This is a genomic window from Synechocystis sp. PCC 7339 (assembly GCF_019924095.1).
Lineage (GTDB): Bacteria > Cyanobacteriota > Cyanobacteriia > Cyanobacteriales > Microcystaceae > Synechocystis.
The window spans coordinates 108,298-133,197 of sequence record NZ_CP063659.1 but is presented as its reverse complement, the minus strand read 5'-3'; the positions used below and the strand labels follow the sequence as shown (position 1 = coordinate 133,197).

16 protein-coding genes and 2 pseudogenes are annotated in these 24,900 nt (G+C 47.1%); 13 read left to right on the top strand and 5 right to left on the bottom strand.

The window, feature by feature from the left end; all coding sequences use genetic code 11:
* Nucleotides 1–100: 100 nt before the first annotated feature.
* Complete coding sequence (locus IQE94_RS00650; RefSeq protein ID WP_223342490.1) at nucleotides 101–3,220, bottom strand: DEAD/DEAH box helicase; 3,120 nt, start codon at nucleotides 3,218–3,220, stop codon at nucleotides 101–103.
* A gap of 103 nt (nucleotides 3,221–3,323) precedes the next feature.
* On the opposite strand from IQE94_RS00650, the gene IQE94_RS00645 reads away from it, so the two are divergent.
* The 11 genes and pseudogenes from IQE94_RS00645 to drmA all read left to right on the top strand — a co-directional run bounded on the left by IQE94_RS00645 (nucleotide 3,324) and on the right by drmA (nucleotide 15,583).
* Nucleotides 3,324–3,920: a rhomboid family intramembrane serine protease gene (locus IQE94_RS00645; RefSeq protein WP_212721633.1), complete on the top strand. Its 597-nt coding sequence runs from the start codon at nucleotides 3,324–3,326 to the stop codon at nucleotides 3,918–3,920.
* A gap of 161 nt (nucleotides 3,921–4,081) precedes the next feature.
* A complete protein-coding gene (locus tag IQE94_RS00640; protein WP_223342489.1) occupies nucleotides 4,082–6,097 on the top strand; it encodes a DUF262 domain-containing protein in 2,016 nt (671 codons plus the stop codon).
* Between the two features lie 115 nt (nucleotides 6,098–6,212).
* The gene (locus tag IQE94_RS00635; RefSeq protein ID WP_223342488.1) at nucleotides 6,213–7,169 is read left to right on the top strand and encodes a hypothetical protein; all 957 of its coding nucleotides are present in this window, start codon (nucleotides 6,213–6,215) and stop codon (nucleotides 7,167–7,169) included.
* 24 nt (nucleotides 7,170–7,193) lie between these two features.
* Nucleotides 7,194–8,321 (top strand): annotated as a pseudogene (locus IQE94_RS00630) (IS701 family transposase); the annotation flags it as partial.
* 187 nt (nucleotides 8,322–8,508) lie between these two features.
* Complete coding sequence (locus tag IQE94_RS00625; RefSeq protein WP_223342487.1) at nucleotides 8,509–9,213, top strand: helicase-related protein; 705 nt, start codon at nucleotides 8,509–8,511, stop codon at nucleotides 9,211–9,213.
* Nucleotides 9,210–9,989, top strand: a complete 780-nt coding sequence (locus IQE94_RS00620; RefSeq protein WP_223342486.1) for a hypothetical protein — start codon at nucleotides 9,210–9,212, stop codon at nucleotides 9,987–9,989. The genes IQE94_RS00625 and IQE94_RS00620 overlap by 4 nt, the downstream gene beginning before the upstream one ends.
* 51 nt (nucleotides 9,990–10,040) lie before the next feature.
* Nucleotides 10,041–10,313 (top strand): ribbon-helix-helix domain-containing protein, encoded by a 273-nt coding sequence (locus IQE94_RS00615; protein ID WP_212721626.1) that lies wholly within the window; start codon nucleotides 10,041–10,043, stop codon nucleotides 10,311–10,313.
* On the top strand, nucleotides 10,313–10,663 hold the full coding sequence (locus IQE94_RS00610; protein WP_212721625.1) for a type II toxin-antitoxin system PemK/MazF family toxin: 351 nt from the start codon (nucleotides 10,313–10,315) through the stop codon (nucleotides 10,661–10,663). Before IQE94_RS00615 ends, IQE94_RS00610 begins: the two co-directional genes overlap by 1 nt.
* The gene (locus IQE94_RS00605; protein WP_212721623.1) at nucleotides 10,664–11,482 is read left to right on the top strand and encodes a type IIL restriction-modification enzyme MmeI; all 819 of its coding nucleotides are present in this window, start codon (nucleotides 10,664–10,666) and stop codon (nucleotides 11,480–11,482) included. It begins immediately after the preceding gene.
* Nucleotides 11,434–12,387, top strand: a complete 954-nt coding sequence (locus tag IQE94_RS00600; RefSeq protein WP_212721620.1) for a hypothetical protein — start codon at nucleotides 11,434–11,436, stop codon at nucleotides 12,385–12,387. The genes IQE94_RS00605 and IQE94_RS00600 overlap by 49 nt, the downstream gene beginning before the upstream one ends.
* The gene (drmA, locus tag IQE94_RS00595) at nucleotides 12,269–15,583 is read left to right on the top strand and encodes a DISARM system helicase DrmA (protein WP_223342485.1); all 3,315 of its coding nucleotides are present in this window, start codon (nucleotides 12,269–12,271) and stop codon (nucleotides 15,581–15,583) included. The genes IQE94_RS00600 and drmA overlap by 119 nt, the downstream gene beginning before the upstream one ends.
* A gap of 150 nt (nucleotides 15,584–15,733) precedes the next feature.
* On the opposite strand, the pseudogene IQE94_RS00590 reads toward drmA, so the two are convergent.
* Nucleotides 15,734–16,861: pseudogene (locus IQE94_RS00590) on the bottom strand (IS701 family transposase); the annotation flags it as partial.
* Nucleotides 16,862–17,122: 261 nt separating this feature from the next.
* Nucleotides 17,123–17,923, bottom strand: a complete 801-nt coding sequence (locus tag IQE94_RS00585; protein ID WP_223342483.1) for an ABC transporter permease — start codon at nucleotides 17,921–17,923, stop codon at nucleotides 17,123–17,125.
* A gap of 130 nt (nucleotides 17,924–18,053) precedes the next feature.
* Here IQE94_RS00585 and IQE94_RS00580 point away from each other — a divergent pair, with 130 nt between their 5' ends.
* Entirely contained in the window at nucleotides 18,054–18,833 is a 780-nt protein-coding gene (locus IQE94_RS00580; RefSeq protein WP_212721615.1) for a photosystem II S4 domain protein, read from the top strand.
* Between the two features lie 187 nt (nucleotides 18,834–19,020).
* Nucleotides 19,021–21,813: an A-adding tRNA nucleotidyltransferase gene (locus IQE94_RS00575; protein WP_223342482.1), complete on the top strand. Its 2,793-nt coding sequence runs from the start codon at nucleotides 19,021–19,023 to the stop codon at nucleotides 21,811–21,813.
* 47 nt (nucleotides 21,814–21,860) lie between these two features.
* Here IQE94_RS00575 and IQE94_RS00570 read toward each other — a convergent pair whose 3' ends face one another.
* Nucleotides 21,861–23,375 carry a cryptochrome/photolyase family protein gene (locus tag IQE94_RS00570; RefSeq protein ID WP_212721606.1) on the bottom strand — a complete coding sequence of 505 codons (1,515 nt, stop codon included), beginning with the start codon at nucleotides 23,373–23,375 and terminating at the stop codon, nucleotides 21,861–21,863.
* Nucleotides 23,376–23,523: 148 nt separating this feature from the next.
* The gene (locus IQE94_RS00565) at nucleotides 23,524–24,876 is read right to left on the bottom strand and encodes a four-carbon acid sugar kinase family protein (protein ID WP_223342481.1); all 1,353 of its coding nucleotides are present in this window, start codon (nucleotides 24,874–24,876) and stop codon (nucleotides 23,524–23,526) included.
* Nucleotides 24,877–24,900 lie beyond the last annotated feature (24 nt).

Below are 24,900 nucleotides of genomic sequence, written 5' to 3'. Positions count from 1 at the left end.
TCTATCATTTTAAGATTTGGTATAACTCGACCTCAAGTTAAACCGAGGGCCACAGTAGGAGATCAATTTTCCCTACTGTATTTTTTTGTGCTTTCATCAATCAATCGGACGCTTCGGCTTGGTAATCCACCGGGGTGGCCGATAGAGTTAATAACTGACGGAGCTTATCAGTGTCCAAACGGGTAAGCCAGTTTTCCCCTGCGTCCACTGTCTGTTCCGCCAACTGTTGTTTGTCGACCATCATGGCGTTAATTTTTTCCTCCAAAGTGCCCGTGCAAACAAATTTGTGTACCTGGACGTTGCGGGTTTGGCCAATGCGAAAGGCCCGATCCGTGGCTTGGTTTTCCACCGCTGGATTCCACCACCGGTCCACATGGAACACATGGTTAGCCCTGGTGAGGTTAAGCCCTGTGCCGCCGGCCTTGAGGGAAAGGATAAATAAATAGGGGCTATTGGGATCCTGCTGGAATCGTTCCACCAGAGCTTGCCGCTGGGCGGCGGGGGTGCCTCCGTGGAGATAGAGGACCTCTTGGTTGAAGTATTTTTCCAGATAGGGTTTGAGCAGATGGCCCCAACTGGCAAACTGGGTGAAGATTAACGCCCGATCGCCTTCGCTGATCATTTCTTCGAGGATTTCCGCCAGACGGATGAGTTTGCCGGAGTGGTGTCCATGGGTAATGGCGGGATTTTTCAGCAATAAATCGGGATGGTTACAGACCTGTTTGAGTTTGGTCAATAGGGTGAGAACTAAACCATGGCGTTGAATGCCTTTACTGTCGGCGATCGCCTGGAGGGATTCCTCCACCAATTGTTGATATAAATTGGCCTGCTCTTGGGAGAGGTCACAGAAAACGGTCATTTCCTGTTTTTCGGGCAGGTCTTGGATAATAGTTTGGTCTGTTTTCAGGCGTCGCAAAATAAACGGTCGCACCAAATTACGCAAAATTAACAGGGACTGGCGATCGCCAAATTTTTCGATGGGGTTGGCAAAGCGCCGTTGGAAAAAGCTTTGGGTGCCCAGGAAACCGGGATTTAAAAATTCCAAAATTGACCAGAGTTCCGTCAGTCGATTTTCCACCGGAGTCCCCGTTAAGGCAATGCGAAAACCCGCTGGCAATTGCCGGGCCGCGTGGGATTGTTTAGCCTGGGGATTTTTAATATTTTGGGCTTCGTCCAGCACCACCCCCTGCCAGTCCACCAATTTCAAACTGCTAAAGTCCCGTTGCAACAAAGCGTAACTGGTGAGAACAATTTGCTGGTCTTTGACCTGTTTGACCAACGGTTGCCCTTTTTTCCGGCGATCGCCGTCGTGCAAGACGGTTTGCAGTTGGGGAGCGAACTTATTAATTTCGTGGCACCAATTACTCAGCACCGATGTGGGACAAACGATCAGCACTGGCTTAACCAGCATGTCCTCAGCGGCTAAGTGGAGCAAAAAAGCCAGTAGTTGGGGAGTTTTACCTAGACCCATATCATCTGCCAAACAGGCTCCCAGACCCCAGCGTTCCAAAAAGGCTAACCAACCCACTCCCCGGGCTTGGTAGGGCCGCAGGGTGCCCTGAAAACCTGGTGGGGTAGCAATGGGCTCCACTCCCTGGGGATTGCGGAGGGTATCAATCAACTCCTGTAACATGCCCCGGGCGGCAAATTGGGTCACTGGCAACTTAGATACGGTCTGCAAATCGCCAATGCTGAGGCGTAGGGCATCTTCCACCGTTAGGGGAGGGGCGGATTGTTGTTGCTGGAGAATGGTCTTGGCGGCCCGCACGTCCGCTGGTTGCAGGGTAATCCATTCCCCGTCTAACACCACCAGGGGAGATTTTTGGGCCAGCAAACCTTCAAAGTCTGCAGTGGTTAACCGTCGGGCATTGTCCCCGGTGCCCATCATCAACTGTAGGTCGTAGTTAATTAAGCTTTGCAGGGTCAGCCGTTGGCCTTTTTGTCGTTGCACTTGCCCTACTACCTTGACCCCCAACCGTTTAGCGGTGCCGCCCCGTTCTAAACCCGCCGGGAGGATTACCCCCAACCCCCGGTCTCGCAACTGATGGGCGATCGCCAGGATAAATTCATAGGCTTGGATGGCATCTAGTTCACATCCTGTGGGACACCGTTGGGCCAAACTGTCGGCAATGGGTTCATAGATTTGGGCCGCTACCCCCAAGCCCCGCAGTAAACTTTCTGCCCCTTGATCCACTCTCCGTCCCTGCCACACTAGGCGATCGCCGGTCATGGCCCAGAGGGAAGCGGCCGGTAACCAGAATTTATGATCATCCAAGGCTTGTAAACCATATTCCAACTGCCAAATGCCGCCAGCGCCGTCCACTGGGGGCTGTAACCGCAGGGCGCCCCGCCATTGTCGTTGAGCTAGGGCTTGATTGTTTTGTTGCCCTAGATAACCCTGGACCGGCAGATACCAGTGGTCTAAGGATGTGGCTAAACGTTGCAGAGCTTTACCGCTACCCAGGGAAGTTTGCTCCGGCTGGGTCAGGCCCTTGAGCCAACTATTTAACCAAGCTTCTTTGGCATTACCAATGGTGGGACTGGTGGCCTCCACCTGGGCTTGGACTAATTGTTGGAGTAAATCCACCACTATCCTTTGGGCCGCTTGGGTTTTGGGCGTCAGGGCCAGGGCACAGGGAGGGACTCTCTGGGTAAATTGGGCCAGATAGGTTTGGTCTTGGATGCTATCGAGGATGGGAATCCATTGGGCGTAGTAACTGCCGTCTTGCCCCATTTGTCCCAGCCCCGGCACAAATTTGCCCCGTAGAACTAAATCCAAACACCAGCGGTGCAGTTGACCGTAAAAATAAAATTCTGATCCCAAGCTGGTTAGCACCTGGCCTCCCAGGGGAATGGATTGTAGCAACGTCAACGTTTGCTTGGGAGTCAAACTCACCCCGGTAACTTGCCACGATCGCCAGTGGAGGTATTTCGCATCCATGGCCACGGGGTCTTGCCCTGTCACAAAGGGCAGGGGGATGTTTTGCTGACGATGGCTCGGTAAATGCAGCGTTAAAGTTTGCTCCGTGACCTTGTCCAGTGGGGGAAAAGCCAGAGGCACATTAGACCAAGCTTGAACCAAGGCCGGCACGTCCAACGCAAAGGGATGGCGATCGCCAGTGGCTTCTGGCATGGTAGTACCCCAGGTATCCGCCCAAAGAAACAGTTTGCCGCCGTTTTCCCCGTGGGAAGGTTGCCAATTACCGTGGATAGTCGCCATAGGATCTAGTTTCTGGTCTGTCCCATTCTAGGGTGATTGGTTATCCTTGATCAGGGATGGGTTCCTGTCCCCCTAGCCTCAGCCATCGCTCTTTCTGATTACCATGAGCCAAAGTCCCCAAACTCCATTGCGGGCCACCCTGCAAAGTCAGTTCTCGATTATTGTCAGTTTTTTAGCCGTTTTTTGGCTCCTAGAAATCTTGGATGCGTTTGTTTTTCGGGGTAGCCTGGACCAATTTGGCATTTACCCCCGCTCCTTGGAAGGTCTGAGGGGAATCCTATTTGCCCCCTTTCTCCATGCCGACTTTGGTCATTTAATTGCTAATAGCGTTCCCTTTGTCATTTTGGCTTGGTTGGTGATGCTCCAGGAAGTGAGCGACTTTTGGATTGTGACCGTTATCACCATGCTGGTGGGAGGCTTGGGGGTCTGGTTGATCGCGCCCCCTAACACTGTCACCGTCGGAGCCAGCATTCTGATTTTTGGTTACCTGGGATTTTTATTATTGCGGGGTTGGTTCCAAAAAAATCTGGCTTCTATTGTCCTGTCCATTATTGTCCTAGTGCTCTACGGCAGTGCTCTCTGGGGCTTACTACCCGGTCGGCCGGGGGTTTCTTGGCAAGGCCACTTATTCGGCTTCATCGGTGGGGCGATCGCCGCTTGGTTAATTGCCAGGGAAAAACACTACTACGGCAAAAATTAGAACATGCAGCAAATTCTCACTGATCGGTCATGACCTTGGCGCGTGACAGACATTTGCATTATTTCTACGTGATTGGCATTAAGTCTTAACACAGAGTAGTATCTATAAAGCATAATATGGCGCTCGTCAGTGTAGTCAAAATTATAAAGAAATAGAAGTAGATGCAAGCATCAGAAACCAAGCTACAGCAAATCATTGAGGGGACAAAGCAGTACGTTGTCCCTCTCTTTCAAAGACCATATAGCTGGAAAAAGTCTGAGTGGCAAGCATTGTGGAATGATCTTGTAGAACTCTGTAAGGCGGATAATCCTCGTCCTCATTTTATGGGTTCTATTGTCACTATGCCTACCATATCCGTACCCGAAGGCGTTAGTAAGTACTTGTTGATTGACGGACAGCAAAGATTGACCACTGTTTTTATATTGCTCTCTGCACTAAGGGATGCCGCAAAACAATCACAAGAAGAGCTAGCAGCAGAAATTGACAATACTATTTTAGTTAATCCCTATAAAAAAGGTTCCGATTATTATAAGTTACAACCTACGCAAGTAGATCGTGTAGCATTTCATCAAATAATACATCTACAAGATCAAGTGAATGAAAGCAATGTTTTAGAATGTTATCATTTTTTTGAAAAGAAAATTCGACAGAGTAAATTGTCACTAGAACTTCAAAGAATTAAAAGAGTTATTTGTAGTAATCTTTCTCTTGTTAGTGTAGTTCTTAGTTCCGATGATGATCCCTATTTGGTTTTTGAGAGTCTTAATGCAAAAGGAAGACCTCTTACTCAGGCAGATTTGATTCGCAACTATTTTTTTATGCGAATTCATACAGACTCTCAAGAATCTGTATATGCTAAATATTGGCAGCCAATGCAAGATTTGCTGAATGATAACTTAACAGAATTTATTCGTCACTATTTAACTAAAACTGGCGTTGAAGTTAAACAAAATGAGATTTATTTTGAGATCAAAGATAGAATTAGCAACAATGATGCACTCTCTTACTTGAAAAATTTGTGCATCTATTCCGAATACTATTCAAGACTTTTGAATCCAGAGCGAGAACCTAAGGAACTTGTCCGTAAATACCTTTGTAGAATAAATCGCTTAGAAGTTGCGACCGTTTATCCGTTTCTCTTGAATTGCTATGATGATTGGATGAAAAATATAATTACGGAGCAAGAATTCGTTTCCGTCCTTCAAGTTCTCGAAAATTTCATTCTCCGCCGATTTGTTTGTAATATCCAGACAAGAGGATTAAACAGAATTTTTGCTCTACTCTATTCACAGGTAAGGAAAGGTGCTGATATTGCTTCTGATAATTTTGTTGAGAGACTGAAGTTGACCCTTCAAAATCGAGATTATCCTAAAGATAGAGAGTTTAGAGCTAGATTAGTTGATGTGAAATTATATGGTGGTAATCGTTCCGAAAAATGCAAACTTATGCTCGAATCTATCGAGGAATTCTTTCGACACAAAGAACAAGTTCCTTTTGAAGGTCTTTCCATTGAACATATTATGCCGCAAACTCTAAATGAGGTCTGGAAAGAAAATTTGGGAGAAGATTGGTCTATAACACATGAACTTCTCCGTCATACAATAGGTAATTTAACACTTACTGCATATAATCCAGAACTTTCTAACGATACTTTTGAACAAAAAAAAGAGCACTTTAAAAATAGTCACTTGGAATTAAATAAATATTTTCAATCCAAAACATTCTGGCTTAGAAAAGATATTGAGGAAAGATCAGAGCATCTTGCTGATATTGCCCTACAAATTTGGAATTACTTTGGTGAGGAATCAGCACAACTTTCTCAGTCGGGTAGCTTAAAAGGAACTATCCCAAAAACTCTTTTTTGTTTTGGTGAGGAATGCGTTGTAAAAAGCTGGCGAGATGTTGTAGAAACTACGTTGAATAAAATTGCTGATTTAGAGCCCGATTCTTTCAAAGAGATAATGGAGCAATTTCCTCGCTTCATAGGATGGGATGAAAAAAGTTTTCGTAGTACACGAAAGCTTCATAATGGGGCTTTTATCGAAGTTAACTTGTCAGCTCAGGACATTTATATGTTCTGCATGAAAGCAATAGAAACGGCTGAGCTATCAATTGAAGATTGGAGCGTTGAAACTCAGGAATTCAATAAAAAGCTCGTCCAAAAACCATTAGTTTGAGCACTTGTCAAATCCACATAACAAGTCGTTGCAGTAGTGGAATAGGTATAGACAACTACTTTTGCTTAAGAATCAATAGGGTGACATCATCTTCCGCCGGTTGATTGCCTAAAAAGTGTTTCAAATCGGCGATCGCCCATTGCAACTGTTGCGGGAAACCCTGCCAAGAGAAGGGGAATCCCTCTATCCCCGCAGAATTGACCTATTGATTGTCGATGAAGCCCATAACGTAGCTCCGGCGGCCGGGGGTAAATATGCAGTGGATTCCCAAAGGACAGCGGCAAATCGATATTTGGTGCCCCATTGCGAACATAAATTATTTCTCTCCGCAACTCCCCATAATGGTTATCCCGAGAGCTTTACCGCTCTGCTAGAACTGCTAGATTCCCAACGGTTTGCCAGGGAAATCCAACTTGACCCCAAGCAATTACACCTAATTATGGTGCGGCGTTTGAAGCGAGATCTACCTCCCAAATGGGATGGAACCCCCCGTTTTCCCGAAAGGTGTTTAGCGGCGATCACCGTTGATTATGACGAAGCAGAACGGCAAGCCAATCGGCAATTGAATGAATATACCCAACTGCGACGGCAAGGGGCAGAGAGTCGCCTGGAGAAAACCGCCACGGAATTTGTCTTGAAGCTGCTGAAAAAACGGTTATTTTCTAGTCCCCAGGCTTGTTTGACGACTTTACTGAAACATATTGACACCGTGGAAAATAGGCGGGGGAAGGTCAAACGTCTGAGTCAACCTACGGAGGGGCTACTGCGACGACAACTAGAAGCTGTGGAGGAGGAGTTCGGGGATGATAACCAATATGAGGAAACCACCGATGATGTTTTGAGTCAAACCAGTTCTCTCTTCCGTGCCCTTTCCCCCGCAGAACGAGCTTCATTGACCCAATTAACCCAGTGGGCAGAACAGGCCTCTCGACGTAGTGATAGCAAGGCCCAGGAACTATTACGGTGGCTAGAAGCCCATTTGCGACCGAATGGCCAATGGTCAAAGGAGCGGGTGATTATTTTTACGGAATATCCCTCTTCCGTCAGACTGAGGGAATTAAAATGGAGATAAAAGGCTGAAAAGCGCGGAGGGAGAATGACAAAGACAAGAGAGGCGAAAAAGACAGTACAGTATGTAGACACATATAGTGAACTGTATAAAGATATATTTCCAGAAGTGAGGTCTTATGAGTCATTTAAATATATCATTGTGGGAATATTAAGTGATATAAAAAGAAAGAGTTTACCTGCAATAGCATCATCACTAGGGTTGAAAAATGAACAGGGATTACTGCATTTCATGACAGATTCTCCTTGGGAATTAAAAGAATTAGAAAAAAGAAGATTAAATATTATCTTAGAAGTTTTAGAAGGAAGAGAAATAATAGTAATAATAGATGAAACAGGAGACCCCAAAAAAGGGAAAACAACAGATTATGTAAAAAGACAATATATTGGAAATTTAGGAAAAATAGAAAGCGGTATAGTGTCAGTAAATGCCTATGGTTACTGCAATGGAGTAACGCTTCCTCTAGAATCAAAAGTATTTAAACCAAAAGAAAGATTAAAAGAGGGAGATAAGTATAAAACAAAGCCGGAATTAGCAGTAGAGATAATAAAAGAACTAGAAGAAAGTGGTTTTAAAATAAAAAGAGTAGTGTCAGATAGCTTATATGGAGAAAGCCATAGCAATTTTATCAGTGCCGTAGAGGAATTAAAAATAGAATATGCAGTGGGAGTCCGGAGCAATCATGGGGTCTGGCTTCCAAAGGAAGCTAAAGTAAGGGCAAATAAGTGGAGGAGGTTTGAACATATAAGATGGGATGGAAAACAGGAAGATAGGTATATCAGAGAAATAGTTTATGGCAAAAAAAACGCAATAAGATATTGGGAAATTAAAACAGAAACAGAAAAAGAGGAGGAAAAAGCAGGATGGTTTGTAATGACTCGAATACCAGATATTAAATATAAAGAAGTTGTCAGAATATATGGGGTAAGGTCATGGATAGAATATGGATTTAAGCAATGCAAAAGTGAATTAGGATGGGCAGATTTTAGGGTAACTCATTATGAGCAAATTCAAAAATGGTGGGAATTAGTGATGTGTGCATATTGTATGATTTGTTTTTATGATGAGAATTTTAATCCGACTCTAAATTCAACGTCAAAGTATCATCAAAAGCATGAAAAATGGGATAAAGAAGAAGGGTGGAAAAAATGGCTAAACAACCTACGATTAGTGATCTCTGTATTTAATGCAATAAATCTTATCAAAAAGTGGTTAAAAGTATTTCCATTTGCCCATGTTTTGGATGAGTTAACTAAACTTTACAACAAGATTGATAAGCTAGATCGATTAAAGTATTTGCTAAATTCATGGAATACATTCTATTCTTCTTCTGCCTAGATTGATGAAAGAGGGATATCGTGCCACCCAAAAATGGTTAGCGGACTTGCTACTCAGTCAAGGGTTGGGGGAAGCAGACCGTCTAATGATTCTCTATGGGGGCATGGCCAGCGATGAACGGGAAAAAATCAAAGCCGCTTTCCAAGCCCATCCTGATACTGCCCCCGTGCGGATTCTTTTGGCTACCGATGCCGCTTCCGAAGGGTTAGACCTGCAAAATCATTGCTCCAAACTAATCCATTACGAAATTCCCTGGAATCCCAACCGCATGGAGCAACGTAACGGGCGGATCGATCGCCATGGGCAAAAAGCGAAGGAGGTGTTGATCTACCACTTTGTCGGCAAAGGTTATCAAGACCAAGCCACCCAGGGTTGTAAACCGGGGGAATTGGAAGGAGACTTGGAATTTTTGATGCGGGCGGCCCAAAAAATCAACACCATCCGGGAAGACTTAGGCAAAGTAGGGCCAGTCATTGCCGCCCAGGTAGAAGAAGCCATGCTGGGGCAACGGGTGCAACTAGATACGATTCAAGCGGAACGGGAATCGGAACCCCTACGACGGTTATTAAAATTTGAGCGCAAGGTGCAGGATGAAATAGCCAAACTCAAGGAAAAGTTGGATCAGACCCGACAGGATCTCCGCCTCGATCCAGCCAATATTTTGCAAGTCGTCCAGGTGGGATTGCAGTTGGCCCAACAGCCCCTTTGATGGCTGTCCCAGAAGAACCAGGGCTATACCGTTTACCCGCCTTTACGGGCAGTTGGAGCGTGGCTAGTCAAGGCTTGGCCCATTTAAACCATCTTTTAGTACAATTGTATCTGCAATTACTGCGGGCGGAAGTGTGGTCACGGGGGGATGTCAAAAAACTCCATCGGGTGACAGTGCAACAAATTCCCAGTCGATTGAGTGAAGTTCCCGTGCTGGTGGCCTATGGTCGTTTGGTGATTTTAGGGGGTGACCAACAACGGCTCAACGAGGAGGTGATTACAGCGGGGGGTGTGATTCGGGAAGGGCGATTTCGGCGGTTAAATGTGTTGGAATTGAATCAATTTTTACAGGCGGCGACTCCTGAGTCTGTGCCCGATGCTGTTACTAAATCCCTAGTTCAGCTTTGGGATACCTACTCTCAACCCCTCAAAGCCAGTTTGGAAAAACGCATGGGCGATCGCCAGGAGGCCTTACAAAAGCAATTGCAGGAGAGGGAACAACAGGAACTCGGGGACATTGAGGCGATCTTGACTGAGTTGCAACGGAGCATCGAACAGGAGCTAAAAACCGCCAGTCAACCCCAACAGTTGGATTTATTTAGTTCTCTGGAAAAAGATCAATTTGAGCGCAACCGCCAGGGCTTACAATTACGACTCGAACAAATCCCGGTGGAATTGGCTAAGGAACAGGAGTTGATCCGGCAACGCTATGCCCAACCCACAGCCCGCTTATTTCCCCTGGCGATCGCCTTTTTGGTGCCGCCCAAGGTGTTTTAGACTCGCTTCAAAAGTTATAGTGATGATATTAAGCGCATCAGATTTAACATCATGGCCCACTCCACCGTGCGAACCACCCTAGCCCTTCCCGCAGAATTGTTGGCAGAAACCGACAAGATTGTTAGTCAAGGTAAAGCTCCTAGTCGCAATCAATTTATTGCTAAAGCACTCCAACATGAACTAGCGGCCCTGAAAAGAGCCGAAGTTGATGCGGCCCTGGCAGAAATGGCCGAGGACGAAGAATATCAAGCAGAGGTTCTACAAATAGAAAGGGAATTTGCCAATGCCAGTTGGGAAGCTTTGTTGCTAGAGGAAAACCCATAATGCAACGGGGACAAGTGTTTGATGCCCGCCTTGAGCCCGTGGAGGGATCTGAACAGGGGGGAACTCGCCCGGTAATTATTGTTAGTCGTGACGCCATTAATACCAATAGTCCTGTGGTTTTGGCTGTGCCCTGCACTACCCACCGTCCCCCTAGAAAGGTTTACCCCACCCAAGTATTGATCCGAGCTGGGGAAGCCGGTTTAACCAATGATTCGATCGCCATGGCAGATCAGGTCAGGGTGCTATCGAAACAGCGTTTACTCAGACTGCGGGGCACTTTGCCCGCCATAACCCTGGGTCAACTGGAACAGGCTTTGTTAATTGCCCTTGATCTACCTGGACAAAGTTAAATGAGTACCGCCCGCCACCATGCCGAATGGCTTGCCCTAACTGAAATTGTTGGCCCATTTTTGAGCCTGGAAGTGTTGTTGGAGGTCTTTCCCCAGGGACTAGAGGCCCACGACGCGGAACATTATCGGTTACTGAAACAAGCTTACCAAGAATGGACGGAGAGCCAACGAGATCCCGCCATCCATCGGGTTTGGATTGATTGGGTTTTGCAAAATACTTTGGAATATCCGGCGGAATGTTTACGCAGTGGGCAGGAAATTCCCCCGAGTTGCAAGTTAACCCTGGCGGAACATCAACTTACTCTCAGTCCCGATCGCCTGTTGGTGGATCCGGATACGGAACAGCCGTTGTTATTAATTCAGCAGGTAGCCCCCCAACAGAAGTTAGAAGGGACGATGAAAAAAGCGGGTTGGTCTGCGTCCCCAGCTACCCAAATGATCGAGTTATTGCGGGGCACCAATCAGCGGTTGGGGTTACTCACCAATGGGGAACAGTGGATGCTGATCCATGCCCCCAGGGGAGCCAGTGCCACCCAGGTTTCTTGGTATGGCAATCTCTGGGTAGAGGAAAAAATCACAGTTAGGTCATTTCGATCGCTGTTGGGCATTGGGCGGTTTTTTGGCAATCCAGAGCAAACCCTGCCCCTGTTGTTTGACCGCAGTAAGGACAGCCAGCAGGAGGTAACAGATCAGCTTGGGTTCCAGGTGCGGAAAGCGGTGGAAATTCTCAAAAGTTCGATCGCCTCAATGGAGATTTGCAGGGGGGGTTATTGGCGGGGCGGACAACCCAGGAGTTGTATGAGGCGGCCTGTTTTGTGATGATGCGCCTGGTATTTTTTCTCTGTGCGGAGGAGCGGGGGCTATTACTGCAAACGGGCATCAGTGCTGAACGCTATGACCAAAATTATGCAGTTTCTACCCTACAGCAGGGGCTACGGGAGTTTGCGGATCAGTATGGGGAGGAAATCCTCGAACGCAATTATGATGCCTGGTGTCGGTTATTGGCTTTGTTTCGGGCGGTACATGGGGGAGCCTACCACGACCTGTTAGCAATTCCGGCCAGGGGAGGTGATTTGTTTAACCCGGACAAGTTTCCTTTTTTGGAAGGACGGTTTGGCACTAGGCAGAAGCCGATTCAGGTAGATAATCGCACCGTTCTGCATTTGTTGGAGTCATTACAAATTCTACAAATCAAGGTACCGGGCATGGGGGTTGAATCCCGACGGTTATCGTTTAAGACCATTGAGGTGGAGCAAATTGGCCATGTCTATGAGGGTCTATTAGACCACCAGGCGGTGCGGGCGGAAACGACTATTTTGGGGTTGGCGGGCACCAAGAATAAGGAGCCGGAGATTGCCCTGGAAGTATTGGAGGAGTTAGCAATCCAGGGGTCAGAGCCGTTATTGACTTTTCTCAAAAAGGAAACAGGGCGCAGTGTTAAGGCTTTAGAAAAGTTAGTGGGGGCGGAAGTAACCCTTTCTCATTACGAGGAATCCCGTTATCTGGTGCGCTGTGGCAATGATCCCCAGTTGTGGCACCGCATTAAGCGTTTTTATCAGTTGATTCGCCTTGATACCTACGATTACCCCCTAATTTTGCCGACGGGTGCGAGACCGCCGTCTAGGAAATGCCAAATTCCATGGAACAGCCCAACTGAATTGGAGTTTAGTCGAAGAAGTGAAGGATACCCATCTAGCTCTTTTGATACAGGGGTTAGATGCTGAAGCAATCACTGAACTAGGGGGAGATAGTCTTTCGGAAAAGCTTGCCAATCGGCTTTTGGCTATCCTTGGTATGCCGCCGGAAAAACCACCATCATCATCAAAGTCGGTTAAGTCATCATCCCAAGGGAAACTTTTTCAAGAAAAATTGGTTCCTGCTCAACCCAATAACAAAAGTGGGCAATCAGAACTACTTGATACTGAATTTATTCCTGCCCAGAATACAGACCCAGAGAAAGAAAACTCTGTCCTTGCTTCCAAAGTCCTCAGTCCAAATCAGATCCGAGATCGCCTCGTCACCATGATTTACAAAGATCTGTTGGGGCCTACCGGCGGTGAATTTGAAGAAGTGGACGAACCGAGCCTCACCGAAAGATACCTAGTCGGGGCGATCGCCCCCCGTAAACGGAGTCAGAAAAGCACCGAAATCAAAGAAGATGACCCCGCCCAACAGGATAGCCTCGCCGCCACCGGCAAAAAGAGCAACGACGATGGGGACAGTGAGGACATAGCCCCTCCCAGTAGTCTTTTCCCTTATTCCTTGGGGCTAAGTTTTTGTGTTGATGGGCAAGCATCAGAAATTCAGATCCATGCCCAGTGGGGACGCTATGAGAGGGAAGAAAGTAAAAGTATCACCACCGAAGCAGGCAATCCTAAAACCGTTTGGGTGCGTACCCCCATGGAGGCAAGAAAGGTCTTTTCATTGCAAGAAAGGACAGAAAAATCAGATTGGGTTCCCTGCCCTCAAGACGCACCGGAAGTTGTTGTTACCCTCAAAAGCCGTCGCTTAAAAGATGATTGGATTGTCACTGTCTTTCTAGAGAATCGCCAACTGGAACCGGAAAAAAATCGGGATGGAGCCTGGTTATTTCAACCGGAACTTAAAATTACTAGCCCCGACAAAACCTCAATCTTTGTCCGTAAACCCCTCCCCGCCAGTACCAAACTCGACGATAGCGTCCGTTTCGAGCAACAGTCACTCCAACTGCTCTACCGCAATATCCAAGAATTTGCCGTTGGTCACAATACGAGTATTCATACTGATGTTGACCCCCAGGATAAAACCCGTGCCCATTGCCTCAAAACCAGCGTTATACCCCGTTATGAAGTCCCCCAAACCACACCCCCCGATGAGATCGAAATTCCGGGCTTGAAGGGTTTAATCCTCGATATGAAAGTGCTAGCCAAAGTGGAGCCAGAAGCCCTGCCCCCCATCCTTTATCCCCTCGTCACCGCCTACGAGCAATGGTTGGGGGAACAACAACAATTAACCACTCAACTTCCCTCAGATCCTCCCAGCTATCGATCCGCCGCCGCCAATAATTTGGGCAATTGCCAACAGGCCCTAGAACGCATCCGAGCTGGCATAGAACTCCTCGAAACCAATGCCCAGGCAGTGGAAGCATTTCAATTTATGAATGGGGCTATGGCCAAACAAAGGGTACGGGGAATGTATGCCGAACAAATACGCCAGGGAAAAAAAGTCACCCTAGATTCCTTAGATCAAGAAAAAAACCATAGTTGGCGCACCTTCCAATTGGCATTTATTTTGATCAACCTGCCCAGTCTCACGGATCTGCACCATCCCGACCGCCACGGCGATCGCCAGGGCTTATGTGATTTACTTTGGTTTCCCACCGGGGGTGGCAAGACGGAAGCCTATTTAGGATTAACTGCCTATACCTTGGCTATTAGAAGACTCCAAGGAACCGTAGCGGGCCATGATGGAGAACATGGGATAGCAGTGTTGATGCGTTATACCCTGCGGTTGTTGACCCTACAACAATTCCAACGAGCTACCACTTTAATTTGTGCCTGTGAAGACCTGCGGCGAGAAAATCCTAAAAAATGGGGCCAGGAACCCTTTCGCATCGGGCTATGGGTGGGCAACAACAGCACCCCCAACTGGACAAAGCAAAGTGAAGAAGCCATCAAACAGGAAAAGGGCCAGGGTTACAGCGGCAATACCGGCACTCCCCATCAACTCACCAATTGCCCTTGGTGCGGCACAGAAATTAATGCCGGTCGAGACATTGAAGTGAAATCCTTTGAAAAGGATCAAGGCAGAACCTTGGTTTACTGTGGTGACAAGTTGGGTAAATGTCTCTTCAGTCGTAAAAAGTCCCCCCATGAAGGGTTGCCCATTATTACGGTGGATGAGGAAATCTATCGCCGCCTACCGGCCCTAGTCATTGCCACAGTGGATAAATTTGCCCAGATGCCCTGGAATGGCAAAATCCAAATGCTATTCGGCAAAGTCAATGGTTACTGCGATCGCCATGGATTCCGCTGTCCTGATCTGGAAGACAGTGACAGCCATCCCAAAACCAGCAAATTACCCGCCGCTAAAACTCGACCCCATCCTTCCCTACGACCACCGGATCTAATCATTCAAGACGAGTTACATTTGATCAGTGGCCCCCTGGGTAGTTTAGTGGGCCTCTATGAAACGGCGATCGATGCCCTCTGTACTTGGGAAGTGGAGGGTAAAAACGTGCGACCCAAAATCGTTGCTTCCACCGCCACTATTCGCCAAGCTCCTATTCAAGTTCATCATCTTTTTGCCCGTAAACTAGCGATTTTCCCTCCCCAGGCGATCGCCATTGAAGACAACTTCTTTTCCCGTCAACGTCCCCCCGGTGAGGATTATCCGGGTCGATTATATTTGGGCATTTGTGCCCCCAGTCGCCGTCTAAAAGCCGCTTTGATTCGGGTCTATCTGGTGGCCCTATCTGCCGCCCAACAGCTAATGGACGAAGGGTACAATGCCGATGCTTGGATGACCCTAGTGGGCTATTTCAATTCCCTACGGGAGTTAGGAGGCACCCGTCGTTTAGTGGATGATGACATCACCACCTGTTTGAGCAAAATGGATGAACGGGGACTGGCAAAACGCTACCTTAACCGCATTGAGGAATTAACTTCCCGTAAAAGCTCCACCGACATCCCGAAAATCCTAGATGCCCTGGAACAGCCTTTTGAGGTGAAATCCTTGACAGTTACAAAGGATCAAAAATCCCAGGGGCAATCTCGCCAAAAAAGTCGTCCCCTCGATGTAATTCTGGCCACCAACATGATTTCCGTTGGGGTAGATGTGCGGCGGTTAGGTTTAATGGTGGCCTGTGGCCAACCAAAAAATACAGCGGAATATCCCTCTTTCATCAATCTAGGCAGAAGAAGAATAGAATGTATTCCATGAATTTAGCAAATACTTTAATCGATCTAGCTTATCAATCTTGTTGTAAAGTTTAGTTAACTCATCCAAAACATGGGCAAATGGAAATACTTTTAACCACTTTTTGATAAGATTTATTGCATTAAATACAGAGATCACTAATCGTAGGTTGTTTAGCCATTTTTTCCACCCTTCTTCTTTATCCCATTTTTCATGCTTTTGATGATACTTTGACGTTGAATTTAGAGTCGGATTAAAATTCTCATCATAAAAACAAATCATACAATATGCACACATCACTAATTCCCACCATTTTTGAATTTGCTCATAATGAGTTACCCTAAAATCTGCCCATCCTAATTCACTTTTGCATTGCTTAAATCCATATTCTATCCATGACCTTACCCCATATATTCTGACAACTTCTTTATATTTAATATCTGGTATTCGAGTCATTACAAACCATCCTGCTTTTTCCTCCTCTTTTTCTGTTTCTGTTTTAATTTCCCAATATCTTATTGCGTTTTTTTTGCCATAAACTATTTCTCTGATATACCTATCTTCCTGTTTTCCATCCCATCTTATATGTTCAAACCTCCTCCACTTATTTGCCCTTACTTTAGCTTCCTTTGGAAGCCAGACCCCATGATTGCTCCGGACTCCCACTGCATATTCTATTTTTAATTCCTCTACGGCACTGATAAAATTGCTATGGCTTTCTCCATATAAGCTATCTGACACTACTCTTTTTATTTTAAAACCACTTTCTTCTAGTTCTTTTATTATCTCTACTGCTAATTCCGGCTTTGTTTTATACTTATCTCCCTCTTTTAATCTTTCTTTTGGTTTAAATACTTTTGATTCTAGAGGAAGCGTTACTCCATTGCAGTAACCATAGGCATTTACTGACACTATACCGCTTTCTATTTTTCCTAAATTTCCAATATATTGTCTTTTTACATAATCTGTTGTTTTCCCTTTTTTGGGGTCTCCTGTTTCATCTATTATTACTATTATTTCTCTTCCTTCTAAAACTTCTAAGATAATATTTAATCTTCTTTTTTCTAATTCTTTTAATTCCCAAGGAGAATCTGTCATGAAATGCAGTAATCCCTGTTCATTTTTCAACCCTAGTGATGATGCTATTGCAGGTAAACTCTTTCTTTTTATATCACTTAATATTCCCACAATGATATATTTAAATGACTCATAAGACCTCACTTCTGGAAATATATCTTTATACAGTTCACTATATGTGTCTACATACTGTACTGTCTTTTTCGCCTCTCTTGTCTTTGTCATTCTCCCTCCGCGCTTTTCAGCCTTTTATCTCCATTTTAATTCCCTCAGTCTGACGGAAGAGGGATAGTGTGAGAGTGAGTGTGGATTTTGCATTTTGGTATGGCGATCGCCTATGCCTGACTGTGGTTGTAATTCCCTAAGTTTCAGCTTGGCATAGGTTCAAAGAAGAGTGATCCATCCATTTCCACATAAAGCACACGGTTGATCATGTCTCTTCCTGTAGCGATTTCCTCCGCCTAGGCGATCGCCTGGGTTAAACGCTTAATTACCCATTAGCACGGCACCGGAACCACTGCCTTGGAACATAATCCAAGACATCAGAAAATTACTCACAAAAATTGCTAACAGAGAAGTTACCACAGCGGCGGTGGTGGATTCCCCCACTCCTTTAGCCCCGCCCCTGGTGGTTAAGCCCCAGTTGCAACCAATGATGGCGATTAAAACGCCAAACACAATGCCCTTGATGGGACCACAAAAGATATCCCAGGGAGTCACAAAGGTCTGTATTGATTCAAAAAATACCTGGTTGGCAATGCCGTAAACGTTGCTGGAAATCATCGCCCCTCCCATCATGCCGGTGACTAATGCCAGCACACTAAGGGTGGGCACCATAATGCAACAGGCCAAGAGCCGGGGAATAACTAAATACTCCACTGGGTTGGTATTAAGCATATAGAGAGCATCGATTTGTTCTGTTACCCGCATGGTGCCAATTTCTGCCGCAAAGGCTGAGCCGACTCGCCCCGCCACCACCACCGCTGTCATAATCGGGCATAGTTCTCGCCCCAGGGCTAACATTAAAATTCCTCCCACCGCACTACCTGCCCCAAAAGCCAGAAATTCCCGGGCCACCTGGATGGTGAAAATCATGCCGATGACGGCAGCGGTAATCAGGGTAATAGGTAAGGAAGCGGGGCCCACAAACATTAACTGTTGAGTGGTATTGCGCCCATCAATTCTGCCGGTAAAAAGCTGAAAAGAAGTGTTGCCCAACAATAAAATTGCTTGTCCAGATCGCCGGAGCCAGGAGCCTAATTCTGCCAAGATGATTGATTGGGTCATTGCCAGGGGTCGAAGAATAGGAAGGCAATTGTTTCTGCCTTTAAAAGCGAACACATAGGCGCATTGTAGCCCCTTGACAAACTGGTCATCAAAATTACCACAATGATTTGTTAGCTAATGCCGTTGCTCGATGTTACCAAGAGAAGCTTTATTGAAGGGAACCCAAGACCGGGAGGCGATCGCCAGGGTAATTGACCAGGCGGAACAGGCCCTTCGTACGTGGGAAGTGGTGGTGACGGATTTTTGTGCGCCCCCTCTGATTGCAGAAATTCAAACCCGTTTTGGTTCCCTAACGGAATTACATTTTCTACCCTGGGGGGGGTATCCCCAAGCGGAACGACAGAGAGTGGCCATTGCTAGGGCGGAGATACCCCTGGAAACGGAACAAATCCCCCTAACTGTATTGGATATGGCTGGTAATTTTCTCTTTGATCCCGCCAGTCATCGGGACTTTTTAGGGGCGTTGTTAGGCACGGGGTTAGTGCGGGAAAAAGTGGGGGACATTATTTTGTTGGGAGAACGGGGTGCCCAGGCGATCGTGGTGCCGGAGGTGGCGGAATTTGTCAGTCTCCATCTAACCCAGGTGCGCACTGTACCGGTTAAAGCTAAGGCAATTACGCCGGAAGAGTTAAAAATTCGCCCCCCCAAAACCAAAGAAATGACCACTGTGGAAGCTTCCCTGCGCTTGGATGCCATTGCTTCAGCGGGGTTTGGTTTGTCCCGCAGTAAAATGGCCGAAGCTGTCAACCAGGGCAATGTGCAAGTCAATTGGAAGCCTGTTACCCAGTCTAGCTATGCCCTCAAAGCGGGGGATTTAGTTACCTATCGGGGGAAAGGTAGACTAGAAATAGGCGAAATTACGGTCACCAAAAAGGAACGTTATCGCATCCAATTGACCCGATATATTTAACCAGTTTCAATAATTGGAAACGAAAGGCCATGTTGATATCTGGCTTTAACCAAGGTTTGTTAGAGAGCCCATCCCATTTTTTAAAAAAAACTCCCAGCCTCCCCTAACCAGGGGAGGTGCCTGAGCCGGCGAAGGCGGTGGGGTAAATAAAATGCTTATTTGGGATACATCCTTTGTCAGAAAACCTATGGATTTAATCCTTTGTCACCAAACGGCGGACTTTGATGTGTTGGGAGCCGCGGTAGGGCTAGCTAAACTCCATCCTGGCAGTCGCATTGTGCTCACTGGGGGTTCCCATCCCACGGTGCGGCAATTTTTAGCGCTCCATCGTAACGAATTTCCCCTAATTGAACTCCGTAGCGTTAACTCCGATAAAATTCGTTCTCTCTACATTGTCGATAATCAACAAGGCGATCGCCTGGGCAAAGCGACGGATTGGTTAACGTTACCCCATATGCAACAGGTTGCTATTTACGACCATCACCTCAACAGTCCTAGGGATATTGAAGCGGATATTTTGGAACTGGAAGCGGTGGGAGCCAGTACGACCTTAATTGTGGAGAAATTACAAAGGACAGACATCAACCTTTCTATGGTGGAAGCTTCCGTGATGGCCTTGGGCATCCATGTGGACACGGGCAGTTTAACCTTTACCCAAACCACTGTGCGGGACGTAAAGGCCCTGGCTTGGTTGATGGAACAGGGGGCCAATTTACGTTTGATTGGGGAGTACGCCGACCCCGGATTTCCCCCTCCCCTACAATTTTTGTTTGCAGAAGCGATGCAAAACCTCCGTAAGGAAATGGTACGGGGTTATTGGCTCGGTTCGGTGCTGTTAACCACGGAAAGTTTTGTGCCGGGGTTATCCCATCTCACGGAAAGGTTGTTATCCCTGACAGAATGTGACGCCCTATTGCTGGGTCATGTTTACGACAAAGGTAAAGATAAAACTAAAAGCAGTGGAGAGCAAGGAAAAACCGGAGCCACTGATAACCAACGCTTTTCCCTCATTGGCCGGACTCGTATCCCCGATACTGATTTAACCCAACTGCTGGAACCCTATGGTGGTGGTGGCCATGCCCAGGCGGCGGCGGTGAATTTGCGAGATATTGAACCCACGGAGGTTATGGCGGATATTTACCAAGGTTTGCAAAGACAAATTCCCAAACCCTTATTGGCTAGGGATTTTATGTCTTCCCCGGTGCGCACTATTCGACCCCACACCACCATTGAGCAGGCCCAAAGGATTTTGTTTCGTTATGGCCATTCTGGTTTGACGGTGGTTAACCAGGAGGAAAAATTGGTGGGCATCATTTCCCGTCGGGATTTGGATTTAGCTCTGCACCACGGCTTTAGCCATGCCCCAGTGAAAGGTTATATGACCCGTAACGTTAAAACCATTGATCCTGACACTCCTCTGCCTCGCATTGAAGCCATTATGGTGGCCGACGATGTGGGGCGCTTACCGGTCATGGCTGGGGATACCCTGGTGGGCATTGTTACCCGCACCGATGTGTTGCGGCAATTATTGCAGGATAAACAGGAGCAATCGGAACGGTTTGGCGATCGCCTGGCCACTCCTGGTCAGAATTTTGGCCAAGGCAGCCTACTGCAACTACTCAAAACCCATTTACCGACGGCCACCTGGCAATTGCTAACCATAGCGGCCCACCAAGCTCAGGCTAGGGGTTGGCATTTATATCTAGTGGGAGGAGCAGTGCGGGATCTGTGGCTCCGCCATTCCCAGGGTGCAGAAAAACACCAAAATATTGCCTTCCAAGACATTGATTTGGTGGTGGACGGTTTCCATACCAAGGCCGATGTGGGGGCAGGGGTGGAATTGGCCCAAGCTCTGCAGGGAGACTATCCCGGCGCGAGGTTATCGGTGCATGGAGAATTTCAAACGGCAGCGTTACTTTGGCACAAAGATCCCCAGCTAGATTCCCTCTGGGTAGACATTGCCACTGCCAGAACGGAATTTTATCCCTACCCAGCGGCCAACCCGGAGGTGGAAGCGAGTTCCATTCGTCAGGATTTATACCGACGGGATTTTACCATCAACGCCCTTTCCATCCGTCTTACCAATCCCAGCCCCGGCAAATTGCTGGATTTTTTTGGTGGCATGAATGACCTGCAAAACCAACAAGTGCGGGTGCTCCATGCCAATAGTTTCATTGAAGACCCTACCCGTATCTATCGAGCTGTCCGCTTTGTGGTGCGCCTCGGTTTTGACCTGGAACCCCAAACGGAAACCTATATCCGTTATGCGATCGCTAGTGGAGTGTATGAACGTTGGCGGTTAACGGAGCATCCCACCCCAGCCTTAACTACCCGTTTAAAGGCTGAGTTGTCCATTATTCTCAAAGCGCCCTACTGGAAAGGGGCATTAACGTTACTGGCGGATTTAGATGCTCTTAAATGCCTCCATCCAGAGCTAAAGCTAACGGAGCAATTATGGTGGCAAGTGCGCTGTTTGTCCCGTTGGTTACGCTGGCTAGATCCAGAACGACAATTGGAGCATTGGTTACTGCGACTAGGGATTTTATTGGGGGCTTTACCCCAGCAGGAAAGAATTAAAATTGCTACGGGATTACAGTTACCCAAGACCATGATTGATGGACTGGCTCACCTGGAAAGAATGGAAACGGCGATCGCCGAAGGTTTGGGTTCCCAGCCATGCCCCAGGGCCAGCGTTATTTACCAGACTTTGAAAGGCTATGACCGTGCCTATTTATTTTTAGTGGCCGCCAGGGGGCATAAGCTGTTGAGAAAGCAAATTTGGTTTTATTTCAATCAGTTATGTCAAGTATCGCCATTTTTAACTGGCCATGACCTCAAAGCGTTGGGCTATAAACCAGGACCTCAGTTCAAGCAAATTTTGGCCGATTTATTAAACGCTTGTCTAGACGGAGAATTAGGCGATCGGCAACAGGAAGAAGCCTGGCTCAATGCCCATTATTCTTTACCGGAAAAAGTTTGACTCCAGGTATTGTTTTAACTTCCCGGAGTGTCTTGATTGGCAATTTGCTATGGGCTTACATGAACCTGGCGCCAGTCCTCTGCCAACTTCTGTATTGCCGACATTTCCTTTGGATCAATACGTTTCAAATTAGCCAAAATAAGGCCCATCCGCCCAGTGTGCTGTAGTTTTTCTTGATGCCGTGCGAGAAAGTCCCAATAGAAATAATTAAAAGGACAGGCATCTTTGCCAGTTCTGGCTTTGGGATTATAGGGACATTGTTGACAATAATCACTCATTTTATTGATGTAGTTAGCAGAAGCAGCATAGGGTTTTGATGCCAATAATCCTCCGTCTGCAAATTGCCCCATTCCTAACACATTAGTTTGCATTACCCAGTCGTAGGCATCAATGAAAGCCGCATGGAACCATTGCTGGAGTTGTTGAGGATTGACGCCGACAATGAGGGAGAAATTGCTAAGGATCATTAACCGTTGAATATGGTGGGCATAACCCGTCTGTTCAACCTGTTTTAAAACAGTAGCTAAACAATTCATCTTGGTTTGGCTGGATTGCCAATAAAATTCGGGCAAAAGAAAGTCGTGATTAAACCAATTATTCTGGCCGTAGTCTTCTTCTACCCATTGATAAATGCCCTGCAGATATTCCCGCCAGCCCAAAACTTGACGGATAAAACCTTCCACATTGTTCAGGGAAATATTTTGGGTGGCAACAGCATTGGTAACTGCTTCAATAACTTCTAACGGAGTCAACATTCCTAAATTCAAATAGGGAGAAATGAGACTGTGCCATAGGGTTTTCTGCCCCATCACCATGGCATCTTGGTAGGTACCAAATTGACTCAAACCGACATCTATAAAGTATTGCAGCCCTTGCAGAGCGTCTTGACGGCTAACTCCCCATTGAAAGCTAGATAATTGCCCATAACCAGGCAAATTTAATTGCTCTACCCGTTCGATAACCTGCTGGGTAATGTCATCGGGGACAAAGGAGAGGGGCATGGGGGGAGAAAGGTGCTTTTTGGCCGGCTTGCGATTCTCCTGATCAAAATTCCAGCGGCCCCCCACGGGCTGGCCGTCCGCCATTAAAATTTGCCAACGTTTGCGCCCGGCCCGGTAAAAATCCTCTAGCAATAGGCGCTGACGATCGCCAGCCCAAGAGGCAAAATCCTCCTTAGACCAGAGAAAATGATTGTTGGGCAATAGGGTTAGTTCACAGGGCAGAGTAAGAGACCGTAACCAAGTTGCAAAGGGGCGATCGCTGGGGGTCATGACTTGGAGATGGCTAATGCCCTGGGTTTTGAGCCAATGGTATAGGGGGGTGAGGAAGTCTTCGGCGATTTCATAGGTAACCGACCAGCCTTCGGCCCTCAATTCCTCTGCAAAGTGCCGCATGGCGGACCAAACCAACACTAATTTTTGGCGATGGTAGGGGCGTTGGCGCGCAAATTCTGCCGATTCAATCAGGAGAATGGGGACTTGTGAGCAATTATCTTGATAGCTATTTAAGGCCGCTTGCCCCGACCAAAGTTGATCTCCCAATACCCAAATGCCAATGGTCATAGCAGTAATTTTGTGTGAGGAACGGGCGAAGTAGCGTAGTAAAGTCGCTGTTATCCACGGCCGGCGATCACCAATGACAAGAGCCCTACTTCAAAAGCTATCAGTAGGGAAATTGACGGTAATGATTGGGGTAAATCGGGACAATGGCTCACGAATTAGGCTTTTGGGACAAACGTTCATAAACCGTGGCTAAACCCCGAGCATTGCCCACGTTACCGGGAAATAACACCACCGGCAAAAGGGGAAAACGGGGATGATCTTCGGCAGTTCTCACTAGGGAACAACCGGGAATAATCTGTCCCAACAAGCGCACAGAAGTTAACTGTAAGCCCACGCTGAGTACATCATTGGAAGTAATACCTCCTTTGCTGATCAAAAAGCCAATGTCTTGGGGCAATTGTTGAACAATTTTCATTAACAGTTGGGACAGGGTAACGCCAAAATCTAATCGTGCCTGCACCGAAGCAAAACTTAATTCCCCTCGACTAGTATAAATTACTGGCGTTTTGCCCCCGGCCCGAATTTCATTCACCGTCGTTAAAGCTTTGGCAATAATTTCGCTTTCACTGTCACGATTATCTCGCAATTGTTGCACTGGAACTTCAATGCCCTGCACCGTTTCGTCCTTGAGCAATGTCATCAACTGTTCCGTGGTTTTTTGCACATGGGAACCCACTAAAATTATCCCTGGTTGGTCGGTCGGTTTATAGCTAGCCATCGCCACCGGAGCCACCGGCTGGGGGCCCAAATTAGCCAGGGAAGTGAGGATACTGGCCGCACTCCGCAACAAAAAATGTTTGCCCTGGTCACTAGCTATGAGCATACTTGCCGCCAACCGATCAAAATCCTTTTGGGTTTCCCCGTCCACCACCACACACTGGTTATGAGTAAAACCCATCAGGCGATCGCCGAGGGATTTATCCGAGGAAGCATTATCGGCATCACTAAGATCCCCCAGGGTGATGCGCTCCACCTGGGCTGCCTCAATCTTACCTTGGGTTTTTTCCGCCACATAATCGGGCAAATAACTATGGTGGTAGCCAAACACCGAATCCTGGGCAAATTCCGTTGCCGCCACTGGCACAAATTCACCGTCCACAATCAAGTAATGGACACTGTCTTTGGTCACCCTTCCCCCCTCAAAAAATGCTGGCACTAGAAAATGGGCATCAAAGGGGCCCAACTCCCGGTTGATCACATCGGTTTCCAAGGGGTAATGGCCTCGCAGGGTGGAGTCAGAACGACTCACCACCAAGTAGTGATCGACGGTTTCCGCCGCTAGGGCCACTTTTAAGTTTCGGCAAATTTCCGTCACCACCTCTTCCGCTTCCGTTGGAGGCAAGGCCCTGGTGTTGCTGAGGATAAAAAAAATCGGGCTTTGATCCTGCAGGCCCCGCCGCAGAGTTGCCACATCCCACTGCATCAGCAATAAGCAACTGTGAACCGTTTGGGAACCGGTAGGGTCATCATCAATGACAATGATTTTGGTGGGGTCAGCCATGGGAAAGAAAAATGTGCAGAATTC